This is a genomic window from Sphingomonas tagetis, assembly GCF_024211275.1.
Classification (GTDB): domain Bacteria; phylum Pseudomonadota; class Alphaproteobacteria; order Sphingomonadales; family Sphingomonadaceae; genus Sphingomonas; species Sphingomonas tagetis.
The window spans coordinates 1-19,220 of record NZ_JAMLDX010000031.1 but is presented as its reverse complement, the minus strand read 5'-3'; the positions used below and the strand labels follow the sequence as shown (position 1 = coordinate 19,220).

Below are 19,220 nucleotides of genomic sequence, written 5' to 3'. Positions count from 1 at the left end.
AAGGACAGGAAAGGACAGTTCATCGCGACCTGTTTCCCGCCTAGCATCGGCGGATGCGATCGACTCGGTTGGGCTGTCTTTTCCTGCTGCTGGTGACTCCGCTGATTGCGCAGGCGGCGGAGCGCTGGCCGGTCGGTGACGCGGTGCGCGCCGCCAAGGACATCAGCGACGACCGTGGCGCGCTAGCGGCGTTGCGGTCCGATCTGGCGGCCTGCCAGCAATCGGCGCCCGGTGCCGATCAATGCCTCGATGTGCTGCTGGAACTGTCGGCTACTGCTCGCCGCGCGCTCGAATTCAGCGCTGCCGAGGGTTATGCGCGGGCCGCAGGGATGCTGGCGGAGCGCACGCTGCCGCTGGGCCATCGCGACATCGCCACCACGTTCGACATGCTCGGCATGATCCTCACCGAGACGGGCCGTCATCGTGAGGGCGAGGCGGCATATCGCCGCGCGCTCGCCATCATCGAAGCGGGGAGTTCGTCGAGTGACCGTGATCGGGTCCGGATCCTGCGCAATCTCGCCTTCAACATCGACGAGCAGGACCGTTATGCGGAGGCCGAGACGCTGTATTTGCGCGCAATCGAACTTGGCAGCCGCGAACCGGCCGATCCGGTCGACCTCGCGCAAAGCTATTATGCCCTGGCGATCAGCCTGAGCCGCCAGAGCCGTTACGAAGCTGCCGAGCTGTTGCAAGGCAAGGCGCTGACGCTGTTTCAAGGGACGATGCCGGCGGGCGATCCCACGATCTCCGCCAGCATCGCCAATCTGGGCGAGAATTTGAATCAGCAGGGGCGCTACGCCGAAGCGGAGCCGATCTTGCGGCGGGCGATCCAGATGGCGGAAACCATGTTGTTTCCGCACGATCCGATCATCGCCGAACGCTACAGCATGCTGGCCAGGGCGTTGGCGCCGCAGGGGAAATACAAGGAGGCGGAGGATCGGTTGCGCTTCGCGTTGACGATCGTCGAGGCCGCGTTTCCGGCCGATCATCCGCGGGTCGTGGGCGTCACCGTCGATCTTGCCAACGTCCTGGTGCGCGTGAAGCGATGGGATGAAGCTGCGAGCCTGTATCGACAGGCAATCCGCACCTACGAAGCCAACCGGGGCTCACCGACTTCGCTGGCCGCAAGCTATGCCGGTATGGCGACGTTGCTGGAATCGCGGGGATGCTTGAGCGAGGCGGCGGGATTGCGGCGCAAGGCCGTGGCGATTTTCGACCAGACCGTGCCGCCCTCGCATCCCTGGCGGATCAACGCGCGTTGGCATCTCGCCGAAACGCTCAGACGGCAAAGCGCGGGAAGCGCCGAACTCCCGCGTCTTTATCGCGCTGCGGCCGATGGCGTGCGGGCGCGGATGGCCGGCTTTGTCGGCTTTTCGCGGGCTGCGCAGACGGAAATGCGCCAGTTCAGCGTGATCTTTGCCAGTCAGGTGAAGGCGGCGTGGAGCGTTGGGCAGGGCACCGGCAAGGCGCTCACTGCACCGACGCAATGCTCGCTGCCACCGCCTCCGCAACCTTGATCCCGTCGATCGCCGCCGAAAGGATGCCGCCGGCATAGCCCGCGCCTTCGCCGGCGGGGAACAGGCCGGGCGTGTCGAGGCTCTGCAAATCCTTGCCACGGGTGATGCGGACGGGGGAGGAGGTGCGCGTCTCGACCCCGGTCATCACCGCGTCGGGATGATCGTATCGGGCGATCTGGCGGCCGAACACCGGCAGCGCCTCGCGGAATGCCTCGATCACGAACGGCGGCAGGCACGCCGACAGGTCGGTCATGGTGACGCCGGGCTTGTAGCTCGGGACCACCTCGCCCAGCGCCGTCGAGGCGCGGCTGGCGAGCAGGTCGCCGACGCGCTGGCCGGGGGCGCGATAGTTCGATCCCCCGGCGATGAAGGCGAGGTCTTCCCAGTGGCGCTGGAACTCGATCCCCGCCAGCGGCCCGCCGGGATAATCGCGCGCCGGGTCGATCGCGACGACGAGGCCGGAATTGGCGTTGAACTCGGCGCGCGAATATTGGCTCATGCCGTTGGTGACGACGCGTCCTTCCTCGCTGGTGGCGGCGACGACGCGCCCGCCGGGGCACATGCAGAAGCTGTAGACGGTGCGGCCATTGGCGCAGTGATGCGCGAGGCTGTAGGCGGCGGGGCCGAGATCGGGATGTTTCGCGCATTTGCCGAAGCGCGCCTGATCGATCCAGCCCTGCGGATGTTCGATCCGCACCCCGATCGAGAACGGCTTGGCCTCAAGATTCACGCCGCGGCGGTGGAGCATCTCGAAAGTCGGCCGCGCGCTGTGCCCAACCGCGAGCACGACATGATCGGTTTCGAGGAAGCCGCCCCCACCTTCGACGAGATCGTGCAGGTGCAGCCCGCGCACGCGGCGCTCGGCGTCGAGCTCGATATCATCGACCCGCGTCTGCCAGCGATATTCGCCGCCCAGCTGCTCGATCGTCGCGCGCAGGCTCTCCACCATCGTCACGAGCCGGAAGGTGCCGATATGCGGGTGCGCTTCCCAGAGAATGTCGTCGGGCGCCCCGGCGTTGACGAACTCCTCCAGCACCTTGCGGCCGAGGAAGCGGGGGTCCTTCACCCGGCAATAGAGCTTGCCGTCGGAAAAGGTGCCTGCGCCGCCCTCGCCGAACTGGACGTTGCTGTCGGGGTTCAATTCGCCCCGCCGCCACAGGCCCCAGGTGTCCTTGGTACGCTGGCGCACGACCTTGCCGCGGTCGAGGATGATCGGGCGAAACCCCATTTGCGCAAGGATCAGCCCGGCGAACAGCCCGCACGGCCCCGCGCCGATTACCACGGGGCGTTTCGCGTTCTGGCCCTTTGGCCAGCCCGACGGCGCGGTGACCGGCGCACGATAGGCCATGTCGGGCGTCGGGCGGACATCCTTGTCCCCGGCGAAGCGCGCCAGCACCCCCGTCTCGTCCTCGACCTCCACGTCGAACGTATAGACCAGCAAGATCGCACCGCGCCGCCGCGCATCATTGCCGCGGCGGTACAGCGTCCAGCCAAGCAGGTCGTCGGGCGCGATGCCGAGCCGCTGGCAGATCGCGGGCGGGATCGCATCGGCAGGGTGGTCGAGCGGGAGGGAGAGGCCGGACAGGCGGAGCATGGGTTCGCTGTAGGAGGATTGATCGCCTTTCCCAACCCGCTAAACCCTTCGCCAAACGGGTTGGGGGGAATCTGGTGGCGACGATAGCGGACGATACCGGCGCGGTGCGCGAACCGAGCAAGGCCGAGATGCGGCAGGTGGTGACCGCCTCGTCGCTGGGCACGGTGTTCGAATGGTACGACTTCTTCATCTACGGCACGCTCGCCGCCTCCGGCATCATCGGCAGAACCTTCTTCGCGACCGGCAATCCGGTGATGGAGACGCTCTACGCTTGGGCGGGGTTCGCGGTCGGGTTCGGTTTCCGGCCGCTTGGCGCGGTGCTGTTCGGCTATCTCGGCGACAAACTCGGGCGCAAATATACCTTCCTCGTCACGATCACGCTGATGGGCGTCGCCACGGCGGGGGTGGGCTTCGTGCCCTCCTACGCCTCGATCGGCGTCGCCGCGCCGGCAATCGTCATCGGGCTGCGCATCCTGCAGGGGCTGGCGCTCGGCGGCGAATATGGCGGCGCGGCGATCTATGTCGCCGAACATGCGCCCAAGGGACAGGCGGGCTATCATACCAGCTTCATCCAGGCATCGGTCTCGGCCGGGTTCGTGCTGAGCGTCGCGGTGGTGCTGATCTGCCGCTTCGCCGTGCCGGCGGGCGCATGGGAGGAATGGGGCTGGCGTCTGCCGTTCCTGTTCTCGATCGCGTTGCTCGCCATTTCGCTGTGGATGCGCGTCAAGCTCTCCGAAAGCCCCGTATTCAAGGCGATGAAGGAAGCCGGCGAGATCGCCAAGAACCCGCTCAAGGAAAGCTTCACCTATCCTGGCAACTGGCGGCGGCTGTTCGTCGCGCTGTTCGGCATCGCTGCGGGGCTGACGGTGATCTGGTACACTGCGACCTTCACGGCGCTGTCGTTCCTGCAGGGCGCGATGCGCGTCGAACCCGTGGCGGCACAGTTGCTGGTCGGCGGCGGCGCGCTCGCCGGGCTGTTCTGGTTCATCGTGTTCGGCAAGCTGTCCGACCGGATCGGGCGCAAGAAGCCGATCATCATCGGCTATGGCTTCACGCTGCTGATGCTGTTCCCGTTGTTCTGGGCGATGGGCTTCGCCGCCAACCCCGATCTCGCTCAGGCCGCGCGCAAGGCGCCGGTGGTCGTGTCGGGACCGGCCTGCACCTACAACCCCTCGGCCAAGGAGCAGGCCGAAACCTGTGGCCAGTTGATCGACTATCTCTCGAAAAAGGGTATTCCCTACACGACCGCGGTGACGCCTTCGGCATCGGTCTCGGTCGGCGGCGTACCGGTGGTGTCGAACACCGCCGTCGATATCGACGCGGCGCTGGCGGACGCGGGCTACAAGCTCGGCAAGGTCGTGCCGACGATCGACAATATCGTGCTGATCCTGATCGCGATCGTCGCGCTGGCGGCGCTGTCGGGCGCCACCTATGGCCCGGTCGCGGCGCTTCTCACCGAGCTGTTCCCGCCGCGCATCCGCTACAGCTCGATGTCGATTCCCTATCATATCGGCACCGGCTATTTCGGCGGGTTCTTGCCGCTGATCAGCCAGTATATGGTCGCCAAGAGCGGCGATCCCTATTCGGGGCTATGGTACACGTGGATCGTCGTGGCGATGGCACTGGTGGTGACCATCTTCTTCCTCAAGGAAAGCGACCTCCACAAGAACGTGTGATTGCGGCGCGGGGACGGACCGCCTAACCGGGGCGCGATGATTCCGGCTCCACTCCGCCTGGCGCTCGACGGCGACGCGCTCGTCTCCAACTGGCGGACGCTCGCCACGATGAGCGGCGGCGCGGCGTGCGGCGCCGCGGTCAAGGCCAATGGCTATGGCCTTGGCGCGCGCGAGGTCGTCGCGCGGCTGGCGGCGGCGGGATGCCGCGATTTCTTCGTCGCGACCTGGGCCGAGGCACTGGCGCTCGCCGATCTCGGCGTGACCGTCTGCGTGCTGCACGGCGTGCGCGACGAGGACCTGCCGGCCGCGCTGAACGTCGTCACCGCGCGGCCGGTGCTCAACACCGTGCAGCAGGTGCGGCGCTGGCGCGAGGCGGGCGGGGGGGCATGCGACGTCATGGTCGATACCGGCATGAACCGGCTGGGGCTGCGGCCCGAGGATGTCGCCGCGGGGCTGCTCGACGGCCTCGATATCGAGACGCTGATGAGCCACCTCGCCAGCGCGGACGAGGATGTGCCGGGAAATGCGGCGCAACGCGACGCCTTTGTCGCGCTCGCGGGCCGCACCCCGGCGCGGCGGATGAGCCTCGCCAATTCGGCGGGAATCGCGCTGGGGCCGGACTATGCGTTCGATCTCACCCGGCCGGGCATCGCGCTTTATGGCGGCGTGCAGGTGGCCGCATTCGAGGGCCGCATCCGCCAAGTGGTGAAGCCCGAGGTGCAGATCCTTCAGCGGCGGCTGGTGCCCACCGGCCAGCGCGTCGGCTATAATGCGACCTGGACGGCGTCGGCCGATACCGAGCTGGCGATCGTCAATCTCGGCTATGCCGACGGCTATCTGCGTTGCTTCTCGGGCAAGGGCGGGGCGCATGTCGGCGAACTGGCGCTGCCGGTGATCGGCCGCGTGTCGATGGACCTCGTCGCGCTCGACGTCAGCGCGGCACCCGACCTTGCGGAGGGCGACTGGGTGGCGATGGACTATGCGCTGCCCGAAACGGCGGCGCTGTCGGGCCTGTCGCAATATGAGCTGATTACCGGGCTGGGCGCGCGGTTCGACCGGATCTGGGCGTGACTCCGTAATTGGTTCAGCATTGCGAAAGGGGCGAAAGCGCACCATCTTCCCGATAATCGGAAGTGGAGAATTCCCATGCGCGCATTGCTTACCGCAGCCTCGCTCGCAGTGCTGGCGCTACCCGGCGCAGCGATGGCGGGCGACAAGCCCGACCCCAAGGGCGAAGCCCAGCTCGAAAAGATGCTCGAAGGCCGCGTCGCCGGAAAGCCGGTCAAGTGCCTGACCAACCACACGCTGCAGAACGCCACGGTGATCGACCGCACGGCGATCGTCTATCGCGTCGGCTCGAAGCTCTACGTCAACCGCCCGACTTCGGGCGCTGATCGGCTCGACGATGACGATATCCTCGTGACGACGCTCTACGGCTCGCAGCTGTGCAACATCGACAAGATCGACCTGGTCGACCGCGGCTCGAGAATGTGGAGCGGCTTTGTGCTGCTCGGCGAGTTCGTGCCCTATGAGCGCGTGCGCACCAGCGCGCGCTGATCGGGAGAACTAACCCGGCAGCATCGCTGACGGGGGCTGATCGGATGGGCCGCGCCTCTGGGAGGCGCGGCCTTTTTTGTGCGGTCTGCCCGCCGACCCGCATCCGGAAATGGCAAGACAAAAAAAGGGGCCGGAGATTTCTCTCCGGCCCCATATTCCGTTCGATCGCCGGGCGATCAGAACTTCGCGGTGGCGCCCACGTAGAAGAAGCGGCCGCGGTTGTCGTAGATGCCCGAGCCGGCGCCGACGCCGGTCAGACCGTAAGGCGGCACGGTGTCGCCGACGTTGTTGATGCCAAGGTTGAAGTCGAACTGCTCGTTGACTTCATAACCCAGGCGAACGTCGTGATACGTCACGACCGGGTAGAACTTGATGTCGGCATAGTCGGTGTTCTGGGCAGGCTGGCCGTTGACGGCGTTATAGTCTTCCCAGGTGTTCAGATACTGCTTGCCGATCCAGCGCATCGTGTAGCCGACGCGAACCTTGCCGAACTTCGCATCAGCTGTGATGTTGAACTGATCCTGCGGATCGCCCAGCTCGCCGGTGAACACGTTCTTGAAGTTCGGACGCGTCGGATCCTGGAAGGCGTCGTTCTGAATGACATGCGTGTAGATGCCCTTCAGCGCGATCTCGCCCCATGAGAACTTGCGGTTGTAGCCGACGTTGACGTCAACGCCGCGAACCTTGAACTTCGCATAGTTGGCCGGCGACGCGAGCAGCGAGCCTTCCAAGATGCGGAAGGGGATTTCGCCGCGCGGACCGCCACCCGAACCGGCACGCTGGAACAGCGCGCAGAACGGGTTGCTGAGGGTCGGCGAGTCGTAGCACTGGTTGAGGATCGTCTGTGCCGCGACCGTCGAGATGACGTCGTTCACCTGGATGTCGTAATAGTCGGCCGAGATCGTCAGACCCGGCACCCAGCGCGGCTGCAGGACCACGCCAGCGGTGTATGAATCCGCCTTTTCAGGCTTCAGGTCCGGGTTGCCGCCGTTCCGGTACTCCAGCGACGACGTGTAGACGAAGTCATAGCCTGCGGGGGCGCCTGCAGCCGTGCAGTTCGCCGCACGCGTCGACGAGCCAGTAGCGAGGTTACGCGCCGAGCACGGATCAAGCGCGTTGCCCAAGAAGTTCTGGGCCTGCGGCGTGTAGAGCGAACCGATATACGGTGCGCGAACCGAACGCGAATAGGCGCCGCGGATCGTGATGTCCTGGACCGGCTTCCACACGACGTCGCCGCCATAAGCATAGGTCAGATCATCGTTGCCCTTGTACTTCGAAATCCGGCCTGAACCGTGGATGGTCAGTTCCTGGACCAGTGGGAAGTCCTTGAGCAGCGGCAGCGAGAGCTCACCAAACGCCTCGGTCACTTCGAACGACGGTGCGTTGAACTCGGGCAGCGCGTTGTAGAACGCATAGCCGGCCGAGGTCAGGTCATCGAGGTCATAGGCCAGCGTCTCGCGGCGATATTCGCCGCCGATCGCGAAGCCGATCGGGCCGCCCGGCAGATCGAACAGCTTGCTGAGCGTGCCGCCGACGAAGCCCGACACGACGAACTGAGTCGCCTTGCCGTCCGCCACGGTGTTCATCAGCAGATAGTTCTTCGACGCCTGCGACACCGAGCCTTCGCCGAACGGGTTCAGCGGAACGCAAGCCGCGATGTCGGCTGCGAGCTGCGCGGGGTTGCCGCCGCGGTCCACACCGGCATAGGCCGCATCGATCTGCGAACGGCAGACGATCTGACCGGCCGCATTGCGGGTCGTGTCGATCGCCAGCAACAGGCGCTGGCGGTTGATGTTGCCGGTGATCGTGTTGTGCTCGCGATGCTCACCATAGTTGACACTCAACTCATAGTTGAAGTCGTCGAAGAAATCGCCCTTCACACCACCGACGAAGCGGTAGGTATCGCGCTTGATGATTTCGTCGCGCGTGCCCAGGTCGAGCCAGTTGCGGCGCAGCGAGAAGCGGAACGTGCCGGCATTGACCTGCGCAATGGCAGCCGCGCGGTCAGCCGCTGCGTTTGCGCCGCTAAAGGCGGTGCCGGTGTTGGGGTTGACGCCCGTGGTGCCTGAGTTGAGCGCTGCTAGCAGCTGCGCCGTGATGGTCGCCCGCGCGCTCGCGCTCAGATACGGATTGTCGAGGCGGATGCCTTCGCGGTTGACGGCAGTCGGCTGCAGCACGCCGCCGACATAGGTGCCATTGGCGTACGAGCGGTCATAGGTTCCGGCGAAGCCGGCGATGCCCGTCGTATTGTCGCCAAGCGTCTGGCCCTGCGAGAAGAACGGGCCGCTCTGCGAACCGAACGCCTCGGTGCGGACATACTTCGCTTCGACGAACGGCACGAATGCCGGCGAAACCTCAAAATGGCCGATCAGGTTGACGACATAGCGCTTGAGGTCCGGCGACAGCACGGTCAGCTGGCCTTCGCGGCTCGACGAGCCGTTGCCGCCGACGAAGTTGCCGTTCGGGCCGAGGCCCACGCGCAGTCCGGTCTGCGGCGTCAGGGTGCCGTCAGGGTTGAAGAGGAAGGCGCAGGTGAACGACGAGCCGACCGCATCGACGCCGCACGGCGCCGTCGGGGTGTTCGCGTAGCGGAAGCCAAGCTGGCCGCCGAGCGAGATCGTCGTGCTGCGCAGATCGCGATAATAGACGCGGTCGAACACATTGTCGGCTGAAGGCGTCGTGTCGGTATCAACAATCACATAGGCGTCGTTCTGGCGCAGGTTCCAGCGGCCCGAGGCGTAATAATCCTCCTGGTGCGCAAATTCGGCGTTCAGCGCGATGTTGCCGCGGCCATCGGCGAAGTTGGTGCCGACGGTGGCCGACAGATACTGGTTGCCCGCATCGCCGTACTTGCTGATGCCCGCGCGGCCGGTGAGCTTGATGCCCTCGAAGTCATCCTTCAACTGAAAGTTGACCACGCCAGCGATCGCGTCCGAACCGTAGATCGACGAGGCGCCGCCCGTCAGGATGTCGATGCTCTGGATCAGGTCGGTCGGGATCGTGTTGATGTCGATCGACGAACCCTGGTTCGAGAACACGCCGTTGATGATGTCGGCCGAAACCTGACGGCGGCCGTTGATCAGCGTCAGCGTGCGCGAGCGGCCAAGGCCGCGAAGGTCGAGGAAGTTCAGCCCGCGCGTGCCGAGGCCGCCGGTCGAGTTCTGCGAACCCAGCGTGGTGCGCAGCTGCGGCAGGTCGTTCAGCACGTCGCCGACCGAAACGCGGCCGCTGTCGAAGATCTCTTCTGCAGTGACCGTCGTGATCGGCGCGGCCGATTCGGCATTGGCGTTGCGGATGCGCGAACCGGTGACGACGATCGTCTCGTCGGTTTCCTCGGTTGCCGCGGCGTCGCCGGTGTCCTGCGCGAACGCGGTCTGCGGAATGACGAAGCTCGCGCTGGCGAGCGCGGTGGCCGTCAGAAGGCGGCTGATATTCATATGGATCCCCTAAGGTAGACTCCGGACACAGTCCGGAATGTCGCTATTGAAACCGCCTGTTCATGCTGTGGCAAGCAAAAGGGGCCGCAAACGGACACTTCCCTCGCTCGCTGTTGCAACATTGCCACATCTTCGTGGCGCACAGTGGCGCGCACGACATAATCGGACGCCAAAGCGCCCTAGCGCGTTACTTTTGAAACAATCGTTAAAATGGGTGTTATCGCTCGACGCAGAGCGCGATCCCCATGCCGCCGCCGATGCACAGAGTCGCGAGGCCCTTCTTGGCGTCGCGGCGCTGCATTTCGTAGAGCAGAGTCGTGAGCACCCGCGCGCCGCTCGCACCGATCGGGTGGCCGATCGCGATCGCGCCGCCATTGACGTTGACCTTGTCGGGATCGAAGCCGAGTTCCTTGCCGACCGACAGCGCCTGCGCCGCGAACGCCTCATTCGCCTCGATCAGGTCGAGGTCGGCGACGGTCCAGCCGGCCTTCTCCAGCGCCTTTTTCGTCGCCGGCACCGGGCCGATGCCCATCACCGACGGATCGACGCCCGCGGTCGCCCAGCTCTTGATCGTGGCGAGGATCGGGGCGCCGCGCTTCTCGGCCTCCTCGCGGCTCATCACCACCAAAGCGGCGGCGCCGTCGTTGAGACCGCTGGCATTGCCCGCGGTGACCGAACCGTCCTTCTTGAACGCGGGGCGCAGCCCGGCGATGCCGTCGAGCGTCGCGCCGGCGCGGATATATTCATCCTGATCGACGATTGTGTCGCCCTTGCGGCCCTTGATCGTCACCGGCGCGATCTCGTCCTTGAACCGCCCCGCCGAGCGTGCGGCTTCGGCGAGATTCTGCGAGCGCACCGCGAATTCGTCCTGCTCGCCGCGCGTCACCTGATATTGCTCGGCCAGATTCTCGGCGGTGATGCCCATGTGATAGCCGTTGAACACATCGGTCAGGCCGTCCTTGATCATCGTGTCGACCAGCCCGAGGTCACCCATCTTCGTGCCGCCGCGCAGGTTCTGCGCGTGCGCCGAGAGCGACATCGATTCCTGCCCGCCGGCAACGACGATGGTGGCGTCGCCGGTCTGGATTGCCTGTGCCGCCAGCGCGACCGCTCGTAGCCCCGAGCCGCACACCTGGTTGAGTCCCCAGGCCGGCACTTCCTTGGGCACGCCCGCCGCCATCGACGCCTGCCGCGCCGGGTTCTGGCCCTGCGCCGCGGTGAGCACCTGGCCGAGGATCACTTCGGACACTTCGTCGCCCTTGACCCCGGCCTGTGCGAGCGCGGCCTCGATCGCGACACGGCCGAGCTCGTGCGCGGGCGTGCTGGCGAAGGCGCCGAGAAAGCTGCCGACAGGGGTGCGCTTGGCGGCGGTGATGACGACTTCGGTCATGGCGTGCGACTCCGAGAGGGGTTTGGCCGCTATCTAATGTGCGGCAGCGCCGTAAGCCAGCGCGCAAGCGGTTCCCAAAGATACGATCGGGCCGAGGAGCCGACGACCATCCCGACATGGCCGAGCCGCAGCTCGCGCCGGTCGTGCAGGCCGGCGGCGCTGGCAGCGGGAACGATGCGGTCGGTCAGCGACACGAACTCGACCGCGGGGCAGGGCAATGCGGCGGGATCGGCGATCCGGCCCGCGATGCGCCATTGCCCGCGCCCGGGCAGATCGGCGCTGAACAGATCATCGAACATCTGCCGCCCGGCGGCATAGGTCAGCGGCGCACCGGCGTTGGCCCAATCCTCCATCGCCACGAAGGATTTCGCCTGCGCGCTGTCGGGATCGAGACGTCCGAAGCGCTCATATTTGAGGATCGTGCGCGCCGGATCGAGCTGCCAGAAGCCCGACTGGAGAACCTCCATCGGCACCAGCCCCAGCTGCTCGCAGGTCGGCTGCGCGGCGTGCCACAGTTCGTCGATCCGCCCGAGCGCCTCGGCGCCGAAACCCGAGAACCGCCACGGCGCGGCGATCAGCGCGACGCCGCGCACCGGTACGGCGCACGCTGCCGCCAGCGCCATCGTGCCCCCCAGGCAATAGCCCGCCAGCGCCACCGGCTCACCGATGCTGCGGAGCAGCGGAATCAGCATGTCTTCAACATGCTGCGCGACATCCTGCGCACGATCCTGCGGTGTCGGTTCGCTCCAGTCGACCAGCAGCGGCCGCACGCCCTGCCGCGACAGCCAGCGCAGCAGCGAGCGGCGATAGGGCATGTCGAGGATCAGCGGCGGGTTGATCAGCGAGGGGACGAACACCACCGGCGCTCCCGCACCGCCATAGTCGCGCAGCGTCGCACGGCCGGCCCGTGCGGCCACCGGCATCGGCCGCCGCGCGCCGGGCCGGCGTGCGGCCTGATACGCCGTGAGGCCCGCCAATGCCGCGGCGCGGCGTTCGGGCGATGCTGCGGTTTCGCTGCGCAACAGTCCCAGAAAGAGAGGGAGCGGGCGGGGGCCTTGTTGCGGTGCGGCATCGAAAGGTGTTACAGGCATGTCAAACGCATATCTGGGGGCCAATATGAAGAAGACCGCGAACACCGACGGCCCTGTCATTATCAAGAAATACGCCAACCGCCGGCTCTACAATACCGAAACCTCGTCCTACATCACGCTCGATCATCTTGCCGCGATGACGCGTGAGGGCCGCGACTTCAAGGTCATCGACGCGAAGACCGAAGAAGACATCACGCACAATGTGCTGACCCAGATCATCATGGAAGAGGAAGCGCGCGGCCAGACGCTGCTGCCGGTCAGCTTCCTGCGCCAGCTGATCGCGCTCTATGGCGATTCGATGCAGGCGATGGTCCCGGGCTATCTCGAAGCGTCGATGGACAGCTTCCGCCGCAATCAGGAGCAGTTCAAGTCGGCGGTCGAGGGCGCGTTCGCCAATTCGCCCTTCGCCGAGATCGCCAAGCGCAACATGGCGATGTTCGAGGCTGCGGCAGAGGCGTTCAAGCCCGGCGCGGCTGGCGCTGCCGCCCCCGCCGCGGCAACAGCGCCCGCGCCGGAGAAGAGCAAGGACGAGGAAATTGCGGCGCTGAAGGCGCAGCTGTCCGCGCTCAAGGATCAGGTCGACAAGCTCAGCTGAGCCTCATAGTTTCTTCCGAAACAAATTCGGGGGAACGCATGAAGGCCATCGCACTGACCGCCGCGCTGCTGCTTGCGAGCGGCGCCTATGCACAAACCGCTGCGCCCGCGGTCGACCGCTACATCCATGCGGGCAAGCTGCTCGACCGTCCCGGCCAGAAGCCGCGCGGGGCGAGCACGATCGCCATCCGTGCCGGGAGGGTGGTCGGCGTCTATGACGGCCATGTCACGCCGCTGGGCGACGCGCCGGTGATCGATCTGCGCGACCGGACGGTGCTGCCCGGACTGATCGACAGCCATGTGCATCTGAGTTCCGACCGCGCGGGGCAGGAAGGGCTGCTCGCCGAGCTGACCGAAAGCGACCAGCTCGGTGCCTATGAGACGCTGTGGAACGCGCGCAAGACGCTGCTCGCCGGCTTCACCACGGTGCGCAATCTCGGCGACGAGGGTGCGACGCTGGCGCTGCGCGAGGCGATCGCGCGCGGCTGGGCCGACGGGCCGCGGATCGTCGATGCGGGCCGCTCGATCTCGACCACGTCGGGCCATATGGACGCGCGGCTCGGGCTCGACGATCATCTCCATTCGACCGTCGGCACCGAAAATCTGTGCGACGGACCCGAGGAATGCCGCAAGGCGGTGCGGCGCCAGATCGGGCGCGGCGCCGACGTCATCAAGATCGCCACCACCGGCGGGGTCAACAGCCGCATCGGCGCCGGGCTGGGGAAGCAGATGTTCGACGACGAGGCCAAGGCGATCGTCGAGACGGCGCATCTCTATGGCAAGAAGGTCGCGGTCCACGCGCATGGCGTGGACGGCATCGCGGTGGCGCTGCGCGCGGGTGCGGATTCGATCGAGCACGGCACGTTGCTCGATGCCGAGAGCCTCGCGCTGTTCAAGAAGACCGGCGCCTATTACGTCCCCACGCTCTCGACCGTGAACGGCTATCTGGAGCGGATCGCGAAGGACCCCAACGCCTATCTGCCCGAGGTGCGCGCCAAGATCGACTGGCGCATCTCGATCACCGGTAAGGCGCTGGAAAAGGCGGTCCCCGCGGGGGTGAAGATCGCTTTCGGCACTGATGCCGGCGTCTCCAAGCACGGCCGCAACGCCGACGAATTCGAGCTGATGGTCAAGCACGGTATGACGCCGATGCAGGCGATCGCCGCGGCGACGGTCAACGCCGCCGACCTGCTTGGCCTCGCCAAAGAGGTCGGCAGCATCGAGCCCGGCAAGAGCGCCGACATCATCGCGGTCAGCGGCGATCCGCTGGCCGATGTGCGGATGCTGAAATCGGTCGGCTTCGTGATGCGCGCCGGGGTGGTGCACAAGGGGCCGTAGCCCTTACCCCGGCTTCCTGAACTTCAACGTCATCCTGTCGCTTTCGCCGATCGCCTCGTACTTCGCGCGGTCGACATCCTTGAGCCGGTAGGTCGGCGGCAGCGTCCATACGCCGCTCGCCCAGTCGGCGCTATCCCTGGGGTTGGCGTTGATTTCCGACTCCCCGACCAGCTTGAACCCCGCATCCGCTGCGAGCTTCTTGATCGTCGACGTCTTGATGTACCCGCTGGTCCGCTCGCGCTCGGCGCTGGCGTTCTCGGGCAGTCGGTGATCGACGATGCCGAGCGTGCCGCCGGGCTTGAGCATCGCGAACGCCTGTTTGAAGGCTTCCGGCGCATAGTCTTGCTTGTCCGGCCGCTGATAGCCCATCCGCCAGTTGTGGACGTTGCGGAAGGTCAGCACCACATCGACGCTGTTGTCGCGGATCTTCGGCTCGCCCTCGTTCCACACCGGGAAGGCGGCGAAGGCGACTTCGCCATAAGTAGGCGAGTCCTTGAACCGCAGATTCTGCGCGCCCTTGATCCCGTCCGGCCAGGGCGCCGCTGCCCACAAGGTGCCGCGGCCTTTTTTGAGATAGGGCGCGAGGATTTCGGTGTACCAGCCGCCGCCGGGCCACAGCTCGACCACCGCGTCGGTCGGCTTCACGCCGAAAAAGGCGAGCGTCTCGGCGGGGTGGCGATATTTGTCGCGCGGGGTGTTCGCGGGATTGCGCGTCGGCGCGGCGACCGCGTCCTTCAAATCCTGGCTGACCGATCCCATCTGTGGCGCGGCGATCGCGGCGGTGCCAAGGGCGGCGGCGATGATCGCGACGGCGGGCAGGGTGTAGCGCATACGGGCTCCTCTCTGTTCTGTGGTAACAGGTGAAACGGAGCGCAGGGCGATGCAAGGTCCGATGTGGATTGGGGTAGGCGCATGGCTCGCATTGGCGGCGGGCAGCGGCGTGGCTGACTGGCGGCGCGCACGGCGCAGCGAGGCCGACGCGGTCGGCTTCATGCCGTGGACCTTCATTCAGATCATGGCGATCCTCGGCGCCGTGGTGACCGCCGCGCTCGCGATCAAGGGCTAATAGAAGCGCGCGAGCTTGAGCGACCGCATCCCGCCATCGCACAGCGCCAGCTGCACCACGCGCCCCGGCGCACCGATCGACCATCCGGCGATGGCGCTGGCCGAATAGGCGGCGGGGATCGGCGAGCCGTCGACCCCGCAAATCTCCTCACCCGCCCGCCAGCCGCCGACCGCCGCCGGGCTGCCGCGCATGACATGCAGCACCTTCAGCCGCTCGCCGTCCTGCGCTACCATCAGCCCGCTGGTCGATCGGTTGAGCGGCCATTCCCCCTCGGGCGCCGCCGCCAGGATCATGCGGCCCGCGCGCGGATCGAGCAGCACGCGGTGCCGCCGCAGCAGCCCGCCGCCGATCCGCCCGACCGCGCCCTTGCGCGCCGAAAAGCCATTGTCGGGCTCGATCCGCAGCTCGACGTCCCTGGCCGTGAGTGTGGCGATGCGCAGTTCGGACAATACCGTCAGCTCGGTCTCGACCTGCCCGCCCATGCCGTAAGCGATGGCGGTGGTGAGCGGCCCGGCCTCCGCCTGGCTGCCGCGCCATGCCGCGCGCGTCAGCGTCATCATCGCGCCATCGCCGGTATCGACGATCAGCGGACGCTGGGTGCGAGTGCCGAGCGACAGCTCGGTCAGATAGAGCGCCGCCGGTCCCGCCAGCCGCAGCGGCAGCGTCACCCCGCGGAACGACATCCGGCCGGAGGGCAGCAGCCGGAAGCGCTGGGCGGCATAGTCGATCTCCAGCGCATGGCCGGCGAGCAAATCCGATCCCACGAACAGATCGACCGCCGCCGCGCCGGTCGCGCGCGGATCGGCATCGATGATCGCGATGCGCCCGCCGGTGCGGACCAGTCCGCCGACCTCGACCCGCTCCAGCGCTGCCCAGCTGAGCCCGATCCCGCCGCCGATCGCATCGGCGCGCGCGCGGACCAGCGGCTTCATCCCCGCGATTTTGGCGAAGCGCGACGAGACCGCGGTATCGCTGACGCCGGTGTCGAGCATCGCGTCGACCCAGCGGCCGTTGAGCAGGGTGCGGAACCGGATCTGGCTGCCCTGAGTCAGCTCGAAGCTGACCCAGCGTGCCTCGCTATCGGCCGCGAGGTAGTCGGCGGGCGTCGCGGCCTGCACCGGAAAGCTGGCCACCGCCAGCAGCAACAGGATCAGGGTGCGCAGCAACCTCATGCGGCGATCTTACGCCTGTTGCCCGTGGACGCGACCCCTACCAGACGTGGTTAATGTCCAATTAGAGACAGGCTTCCAGCAGCGCCTGGTCGAAGCCATAGGCGCGCGCCTTTTCCAGCGTGTAGGGGCGCAGGCCCATCGAGCGGTATTCGCCGATGATCTTGCCGTCCGCGCTCTCGTCGAGATATTCGAACTTGAACAGCTCCTGGGTGACGATCACCGGGCCTTCCATGCCGATCACCTCGGTGATGTTGGTCACGCGGCGCGAACCGTCGCGCAGGCGCTTGACCTGCACGATTAGGTCGACCGAATCCGCGATCTGGCGGCTGATCGCCTCCTTCGGGATCTTGATGTCGCCCATCATCACCATGTTCTCCATACGCCCGAGGCACTCGCGCGGGGAGTTGGAGTGGAGCGTGCACATCGAGCCGTCATGGCCGGTGTTCATCGCGGACAGGAGGTCGAAACACTCGCTCCCGCGAATTTCGCCGAGGATGATGCGGTCAGGACGCATACGCAGCGCGTTCTTGACGAGGTCGCGGATCGTGATCTCGCCTTGCCCTTCGAGGTTCGGCGGGCGCGTTTCGAGCGGCAGCCAGTGCGGCTGCTGCAGGCGAAGTTCGGCGGCGTCCTCGATCGTCAGCACGCGCTCGCCCGGGTCGATCATCTTCGACAGCGCGTTGAGCATCGTCGTCTTGCCCGAGCCGGTGCCGCCCGAAATGACGATGTTGTAGCGGCTGGCGCCCGCGACCTTCAGCATCGTCGCCATCTTCTGCGACATCGATCCGAACCCGGCCATCATGTCGAGCGTGATCGGCTTGTCGGAGAATTTACGAATCGAGATCGCGGTGCCGCGCAGCGACAACGGCGGCACGATGACGTTGACGCGCGAACCGTCCTTGAGGCGGGCATCGGCGAGCGGCGTGGTCTGGTCGACGCGGCGGCCGACCGAGTTGCAGATGCGCTGCGCGATCTGGAACAGATGCTCCTCGTCGCGGAACTGGATGTTGGCGAGTTCGAGCTTGCCCTTGCGTTCGATGAAGGTCTGGTCGGGACCGTTGACCATGATGTCGCTGATCGCCGAATCCGACAGCAATTCCTCGAGCGGCCCGAGGCCGAGCAACTCGTCGACCAGCACCTTTTCGAGCGCGAACTGCTCGCGGCGGTTAAGGGTCAGCTTCAGCTCGGCGAGCACTTCGCCGATGATCGGGCGGAATTCCTCGGCCAGCTCGTCCTTGTTGAGCGTCGATGCCGCTTCCGGATCGACTCGCTCGAGCAGGCGCGGCAGCACCTGCTCCTTGATGCGGTGGATCGAGGCCTCGAAGCCTTCCATCCGCGACGCGCCGGCATCGCCCGATGCGTTCTGGCGGTCGGTCAGCCGCGCCATCGCCTCGGTGGTCGATTGCGGAACGGTGCTCTGCTCGGCCGAGTCGGGCGCGGGCTGACCCGCGCCGGGGAGCGGCACGTCGTGCAGCGGCGGGAATTGCTCGCCGCCGGCCGGCTCGGGGGTGCGCGAAGCCGCGCTGCCGCCCTGCATCGGGCGCGCGACCCCGAAGGCCGGCCGGCCGGGCGTTGCCCCAGGTCCGCTACGACGTCCGAATGCGCTCACACACTGTCCCCGCGTTGATCCATTGCGGAGGGGATAACCGGCAAGATTTGACAACTTCCTAACCATCTGCGGACATTCGCATCATCAGGGAGGGAGATATGATCGGATTTTGGCTGATGCTGGCCGCTGCGGCGGAGGTGCCGAACCTCGCCTGGCTCGAGGGCGACTGGTGTACGCAGCGGGCAAATGGCCGCCAGACCTGCGAGCATTGGGGGCCGGCGCGCGGCGGCACGATGCTCGGCGCCAGCCAGACGGTGCGCGACGGCAGGACGCGCGAGTTTGAGTTCATGCGGATCGTAACGGCTGCCCCCAATGGCGACGGGCCGATAATCCGTCTGGGCTTCATAGCACTGCCCAATGGCAAGAACGAGACGATGTTCGCTTGGAGTCCGGATCGCGGTCCGGGCGTCACCTTCTTCAATGTGGCGAACGATTATCCGCAGCGCATCCGCTATTGGCGAGTGGGGAACAAGCTGCACGCCGAGATCGCGCTGGCGGACGGCAGCAAGCCGGTGCGCTGGGTTTACGCCCGCGCGCGCTGACCGATCCTGACCGTGGTTGCGCCGCCGCCGCGATGGCAGGGAAGGGCATCACCATTCAACCGGGGCAAATGATGTTCGCTTTTCTGATGTCGCTGATCACCATGTTCATGTCGCCCGCCGGTGTCGCGGCTGCGCCCGCCCAGCCGGCCGCGGCGCCTGTGGCCGCCGCGCAAACGCAATTCGACTGGCTCGGCGGGACCTGGCGGACCGACGCGCTCGAAATGCAGTGCAAGGTCACCTCGGCCGGCGCGGCCTGCCGTGAAGAAGGGCGCAGCGCGGCGATGAAGGGCGCCGAGGCTGACCTCACCTTCACCGGCGCACAGCTCAAGGTGGCGCTGCCGACCATTCCGGCGAGCACCTTCACCGAAATCGCCCGCGACGGGCAGAGCGTGACCTATGAGATGAAGACCAAGGTCGGCGTTGCTCGCCTGCGCTTCACCCGCGACGGCGACACGCTCAAGGTCGAGCGCGGGAACGACAAGACTTACGCCACGACGATGACGTATCAGAAGGGCTAGAGCATGATCATCTTAGATTGAAGCATATCCGGAGTTTTTGAGGTAGTTGGCGCATTCGTGTTGTGGGAAGGCATCGAGCAGGATGCCGATGCGCTGCCATGTTGCCTCGACGGAACGTT

Annotated in this window: 16 protein-coding genes and 1 pseudogene; 9 read left to right on the top strand and 8 right to left on the bottom strand. The window is 66.4% G+C overall.

Features of this window, described 5'->3' with window-relative positions:
• Positions 1-92: 92 nt before the first annotated feature.
• Entirely contained in the window at positions 93-1,517 is a 1,425-nt protein-coding gene (locus M9978_RS22115) for a tetratricopeptide repeat protein (RefSeq protein WP_254297177.1), read from the top strand.
• On the opposite strand, the gene M9978_RS22110 is transcribed toward M9978_RS22115, so the two are convergent.
• Positions 1,471-3,111, bottom strand: a complete 1,641-nt coding sequence (locus M9978_RS22110; protein ID WP_254297175.1) for an NAD(P)/FAD-dependent oxidoreductase — start codon at positions 3,109-3,111, stop codon at positions 1,471-1,473. The genes M9978_RS22115 and M9978_RS22110 overlap by 47 nt on opposite strands.
• Before the next feature lie 128 nt (positions 3,112-3,239).
• Between M9978_RS22110 and M9978_RS22105 the strand changes: the two genes are divergently transcribed.
• The 3 genes from M9978_RS22105 to M9978_RS22095 all read left to right on the top strand — a co-directional run bounded on the left by M9978_RS22105 (position 3,240) and on the right by M9978_RS22095 (position 6,344).
• Positions 3,240-4,787, top strand: coding sequence for an MFS transporter (locus tag M9978_RS22105; RefSeq protein ID WP_254297191.1), 1,548 nt, complete (start codon positions 3,240-3,242; stop codon positions 4,785-4,787).
• A 36-nt stretch (positions 4,788-4,823) separates the two neighbouring features.
• Complete coding sequence (alr, locus tag M9978_RS22100) at positions 4,824-5,858, top strand: alanine racemase (RefSeq protein ID WP_254297174.1); 1,035 nt, start codon at positions 4,824-4,826, stop codon at positions 5,856-5,858.
• A 75-nt stretch (positions 5,859-5,933) separates the two neighbouring features.
• Positions 5,934-6,344 (top strand): hypothetical protein, encoded by a 411-nt coding sequence (locus tag M9978_RS22095; RefSeq protein WP_254297173.1) that lies wholly within the window; start codon positions 5,934-5,936, stop codon positions 6,342-6,344.
• Positions 6,345-6,520: 176 nt separating this feature from the next.
• Here M9978_RS22095 and M9978_RS22090 read toward each other — a convergent pair whose 3' ends face one another.
• From M9978_RS22090 to M9978_RS22080, 3 genes are all read right to left on the bottom strand, one after another.
• Positions 6,521-9,781: a TonB-dependent receptor domain-containing protein gene (locus M9978_RS22090; RefSeq protein WP_254297172.1), complete on the bottom strand. Its 3,261-nt coding sequence runs from the start codon at positions 9,779-9,781 to the stop codon at positions 6,521-6,523.
• Between the two features lie 217 nt (positions 9,782-9,998).
• A complete protein-coding gene (locus M9978_RS22085; protein ID WP_254297171.1) occupies positions 9,999-11,171 on the bottom strand; it encodes an acetyl-CoA C-acetyltransferase in 1,173 nt (390 codons plus the stop codon).
• A gap of 29 nt (positions 11,172-11,200) precedes the next feature.
• Positions 11,201-12,262 carry an alpha/beta fold hydrolase gene (locus M9978_RS22080; RefSeq protein WP_254297169.1) on the bottom strand — a complete coding sequence of 354 codons (1,062 nt, stop codon included), beginning with the start codon at positions 12,260-12,262 and terminating at the stop codon, positions 11,201-11,203.
• Positions 12,263-12,287: 25 nt separating this feature from the next.
• Here M9978_RS22080 and phaR point away from each other — a divergent pair, with 25 nt between their 5' ends.
• Positions 12,288-12,857, top strand: a complete 570-nt coding sequence (gene phaR / locus M9978_RS22075; protein WP_254297168.1) for a polyhydroxyalkanoate synthesis repressor PhaR — start codon at positions 12,288-12,290, stop codon at positions 12,855-12,857.
• A 38-nt stretch (positions 12,858-12,895) separates the two neighbouring features.
• Complete coding sequence (locus M9978_RS22070; RefSeq protein WP_254297167.1) at positions 12,896-14,194, top strand: metal-dependent hydrolase family protein; 1,299 nt, start codon at positions 12,896-12,898, stop codon at positions 14,192-14,194.
• A gap of 3 nt (positions 14,195-14,197) precedes the next feature.
• Here the strand turns inward: M9978_RS22070 and M9978_RS22065 are convergent, their stop codons facing one another.
• Positions 14,198-15,025: a class I SAM-dependent methyltransferase gene (locus M9978_RS22065; RefSeq protein ID WP_254297166.1), complete on the bottom strand. Its 828-nt coding sequence runs from the start codon at positions 15,023-15,025 to the stop codon at positions 14,198-14,200.
• 61 nt (positions 15,026-15,086) lie between these two features.
• On the opposite strand from M9978_RS22065, the gene M9978_RS22060 reads away from it, so the two are divergent.
• Positions 15,087-15,260, top strand: coding sequence for a hypothetical protein (locus M9978_RS22060; RefSeq protein ID WP_254297165.1), 174 nt, complete (start codon positions 15,087-15,089; stop codon positions 15,258-15,260).
• On the opposite strand, the gene M9978_RS22055 is transcribed toward M9978_RS22060, so the two are convergent.
• On the bottom strand, positions 15,257-16,432 hold the full coding sequence (locus M9978_RS22055) for an aspartyl protease family protein (protein WP_254297164.1): 1,176 nt from the start codon (positions 16,430-16,432) through the stop codon (positions 15,257-15,259). The genes M9978_RS22060 and M9978_RS22055 overlap by 4 nt on opposite strands.
• Before the next feature lie 61 nt (positions 16,433-16,493).
• Positions 16,494-18,041 (bottom strand): TadA family conjugal transfer-associated ATPase, encoded by a 1,548-nt coding sequence (locus M9978_RS22050; protein WP_254297162.1) that lies wholly within the window; start codon positions 18,039-18,041, stop codon positions 16,494-16,496.
• Positions 18,042-18,139: 98 nt separating this feature from the next.
• Between M9978_RS22050 and M9978_RS22045 the strand changes: the two genes are divergently transcribed.
• Together M9978_RS22045 and M9978_RS22040 are read left to right on the top strand one after the other, a co-directional pair.
• On the top strand, positions 18,140-18,583 hold the full coding sequence (locus M9978_RS22045) for a DUF6265 family protein (protein WP_254297161.1): 444 nt from the start codon (positions 18,140-18,142) through the stop codon (positions 18,581-18,583).
• Between the two features lie 68 nt (positions 18,584-18,651).
• The gene (locus tag M9978_RS22040; protein WP_254297160.1) at positions 18,652-19,101 is read left to right on the top strand and encodes a hypothetical protein; all 450 of its coding nucleotides are present in this window, start codon (positions 18,652-18,654) and stop codon (positions 19,099-19,101) included.
• 12 nt (positions 19,102-19,113) lie between these two features.
• On the opposite strand, the pseudogene M9978_RS22035 reads toward M9978_RS22040, so the two are convergent.
• A pseudogene (locus M9978_RS22035) lies at positions 19,114-19,220 on the bottom strand (IS630 family transposase); the annotation flags it as partial.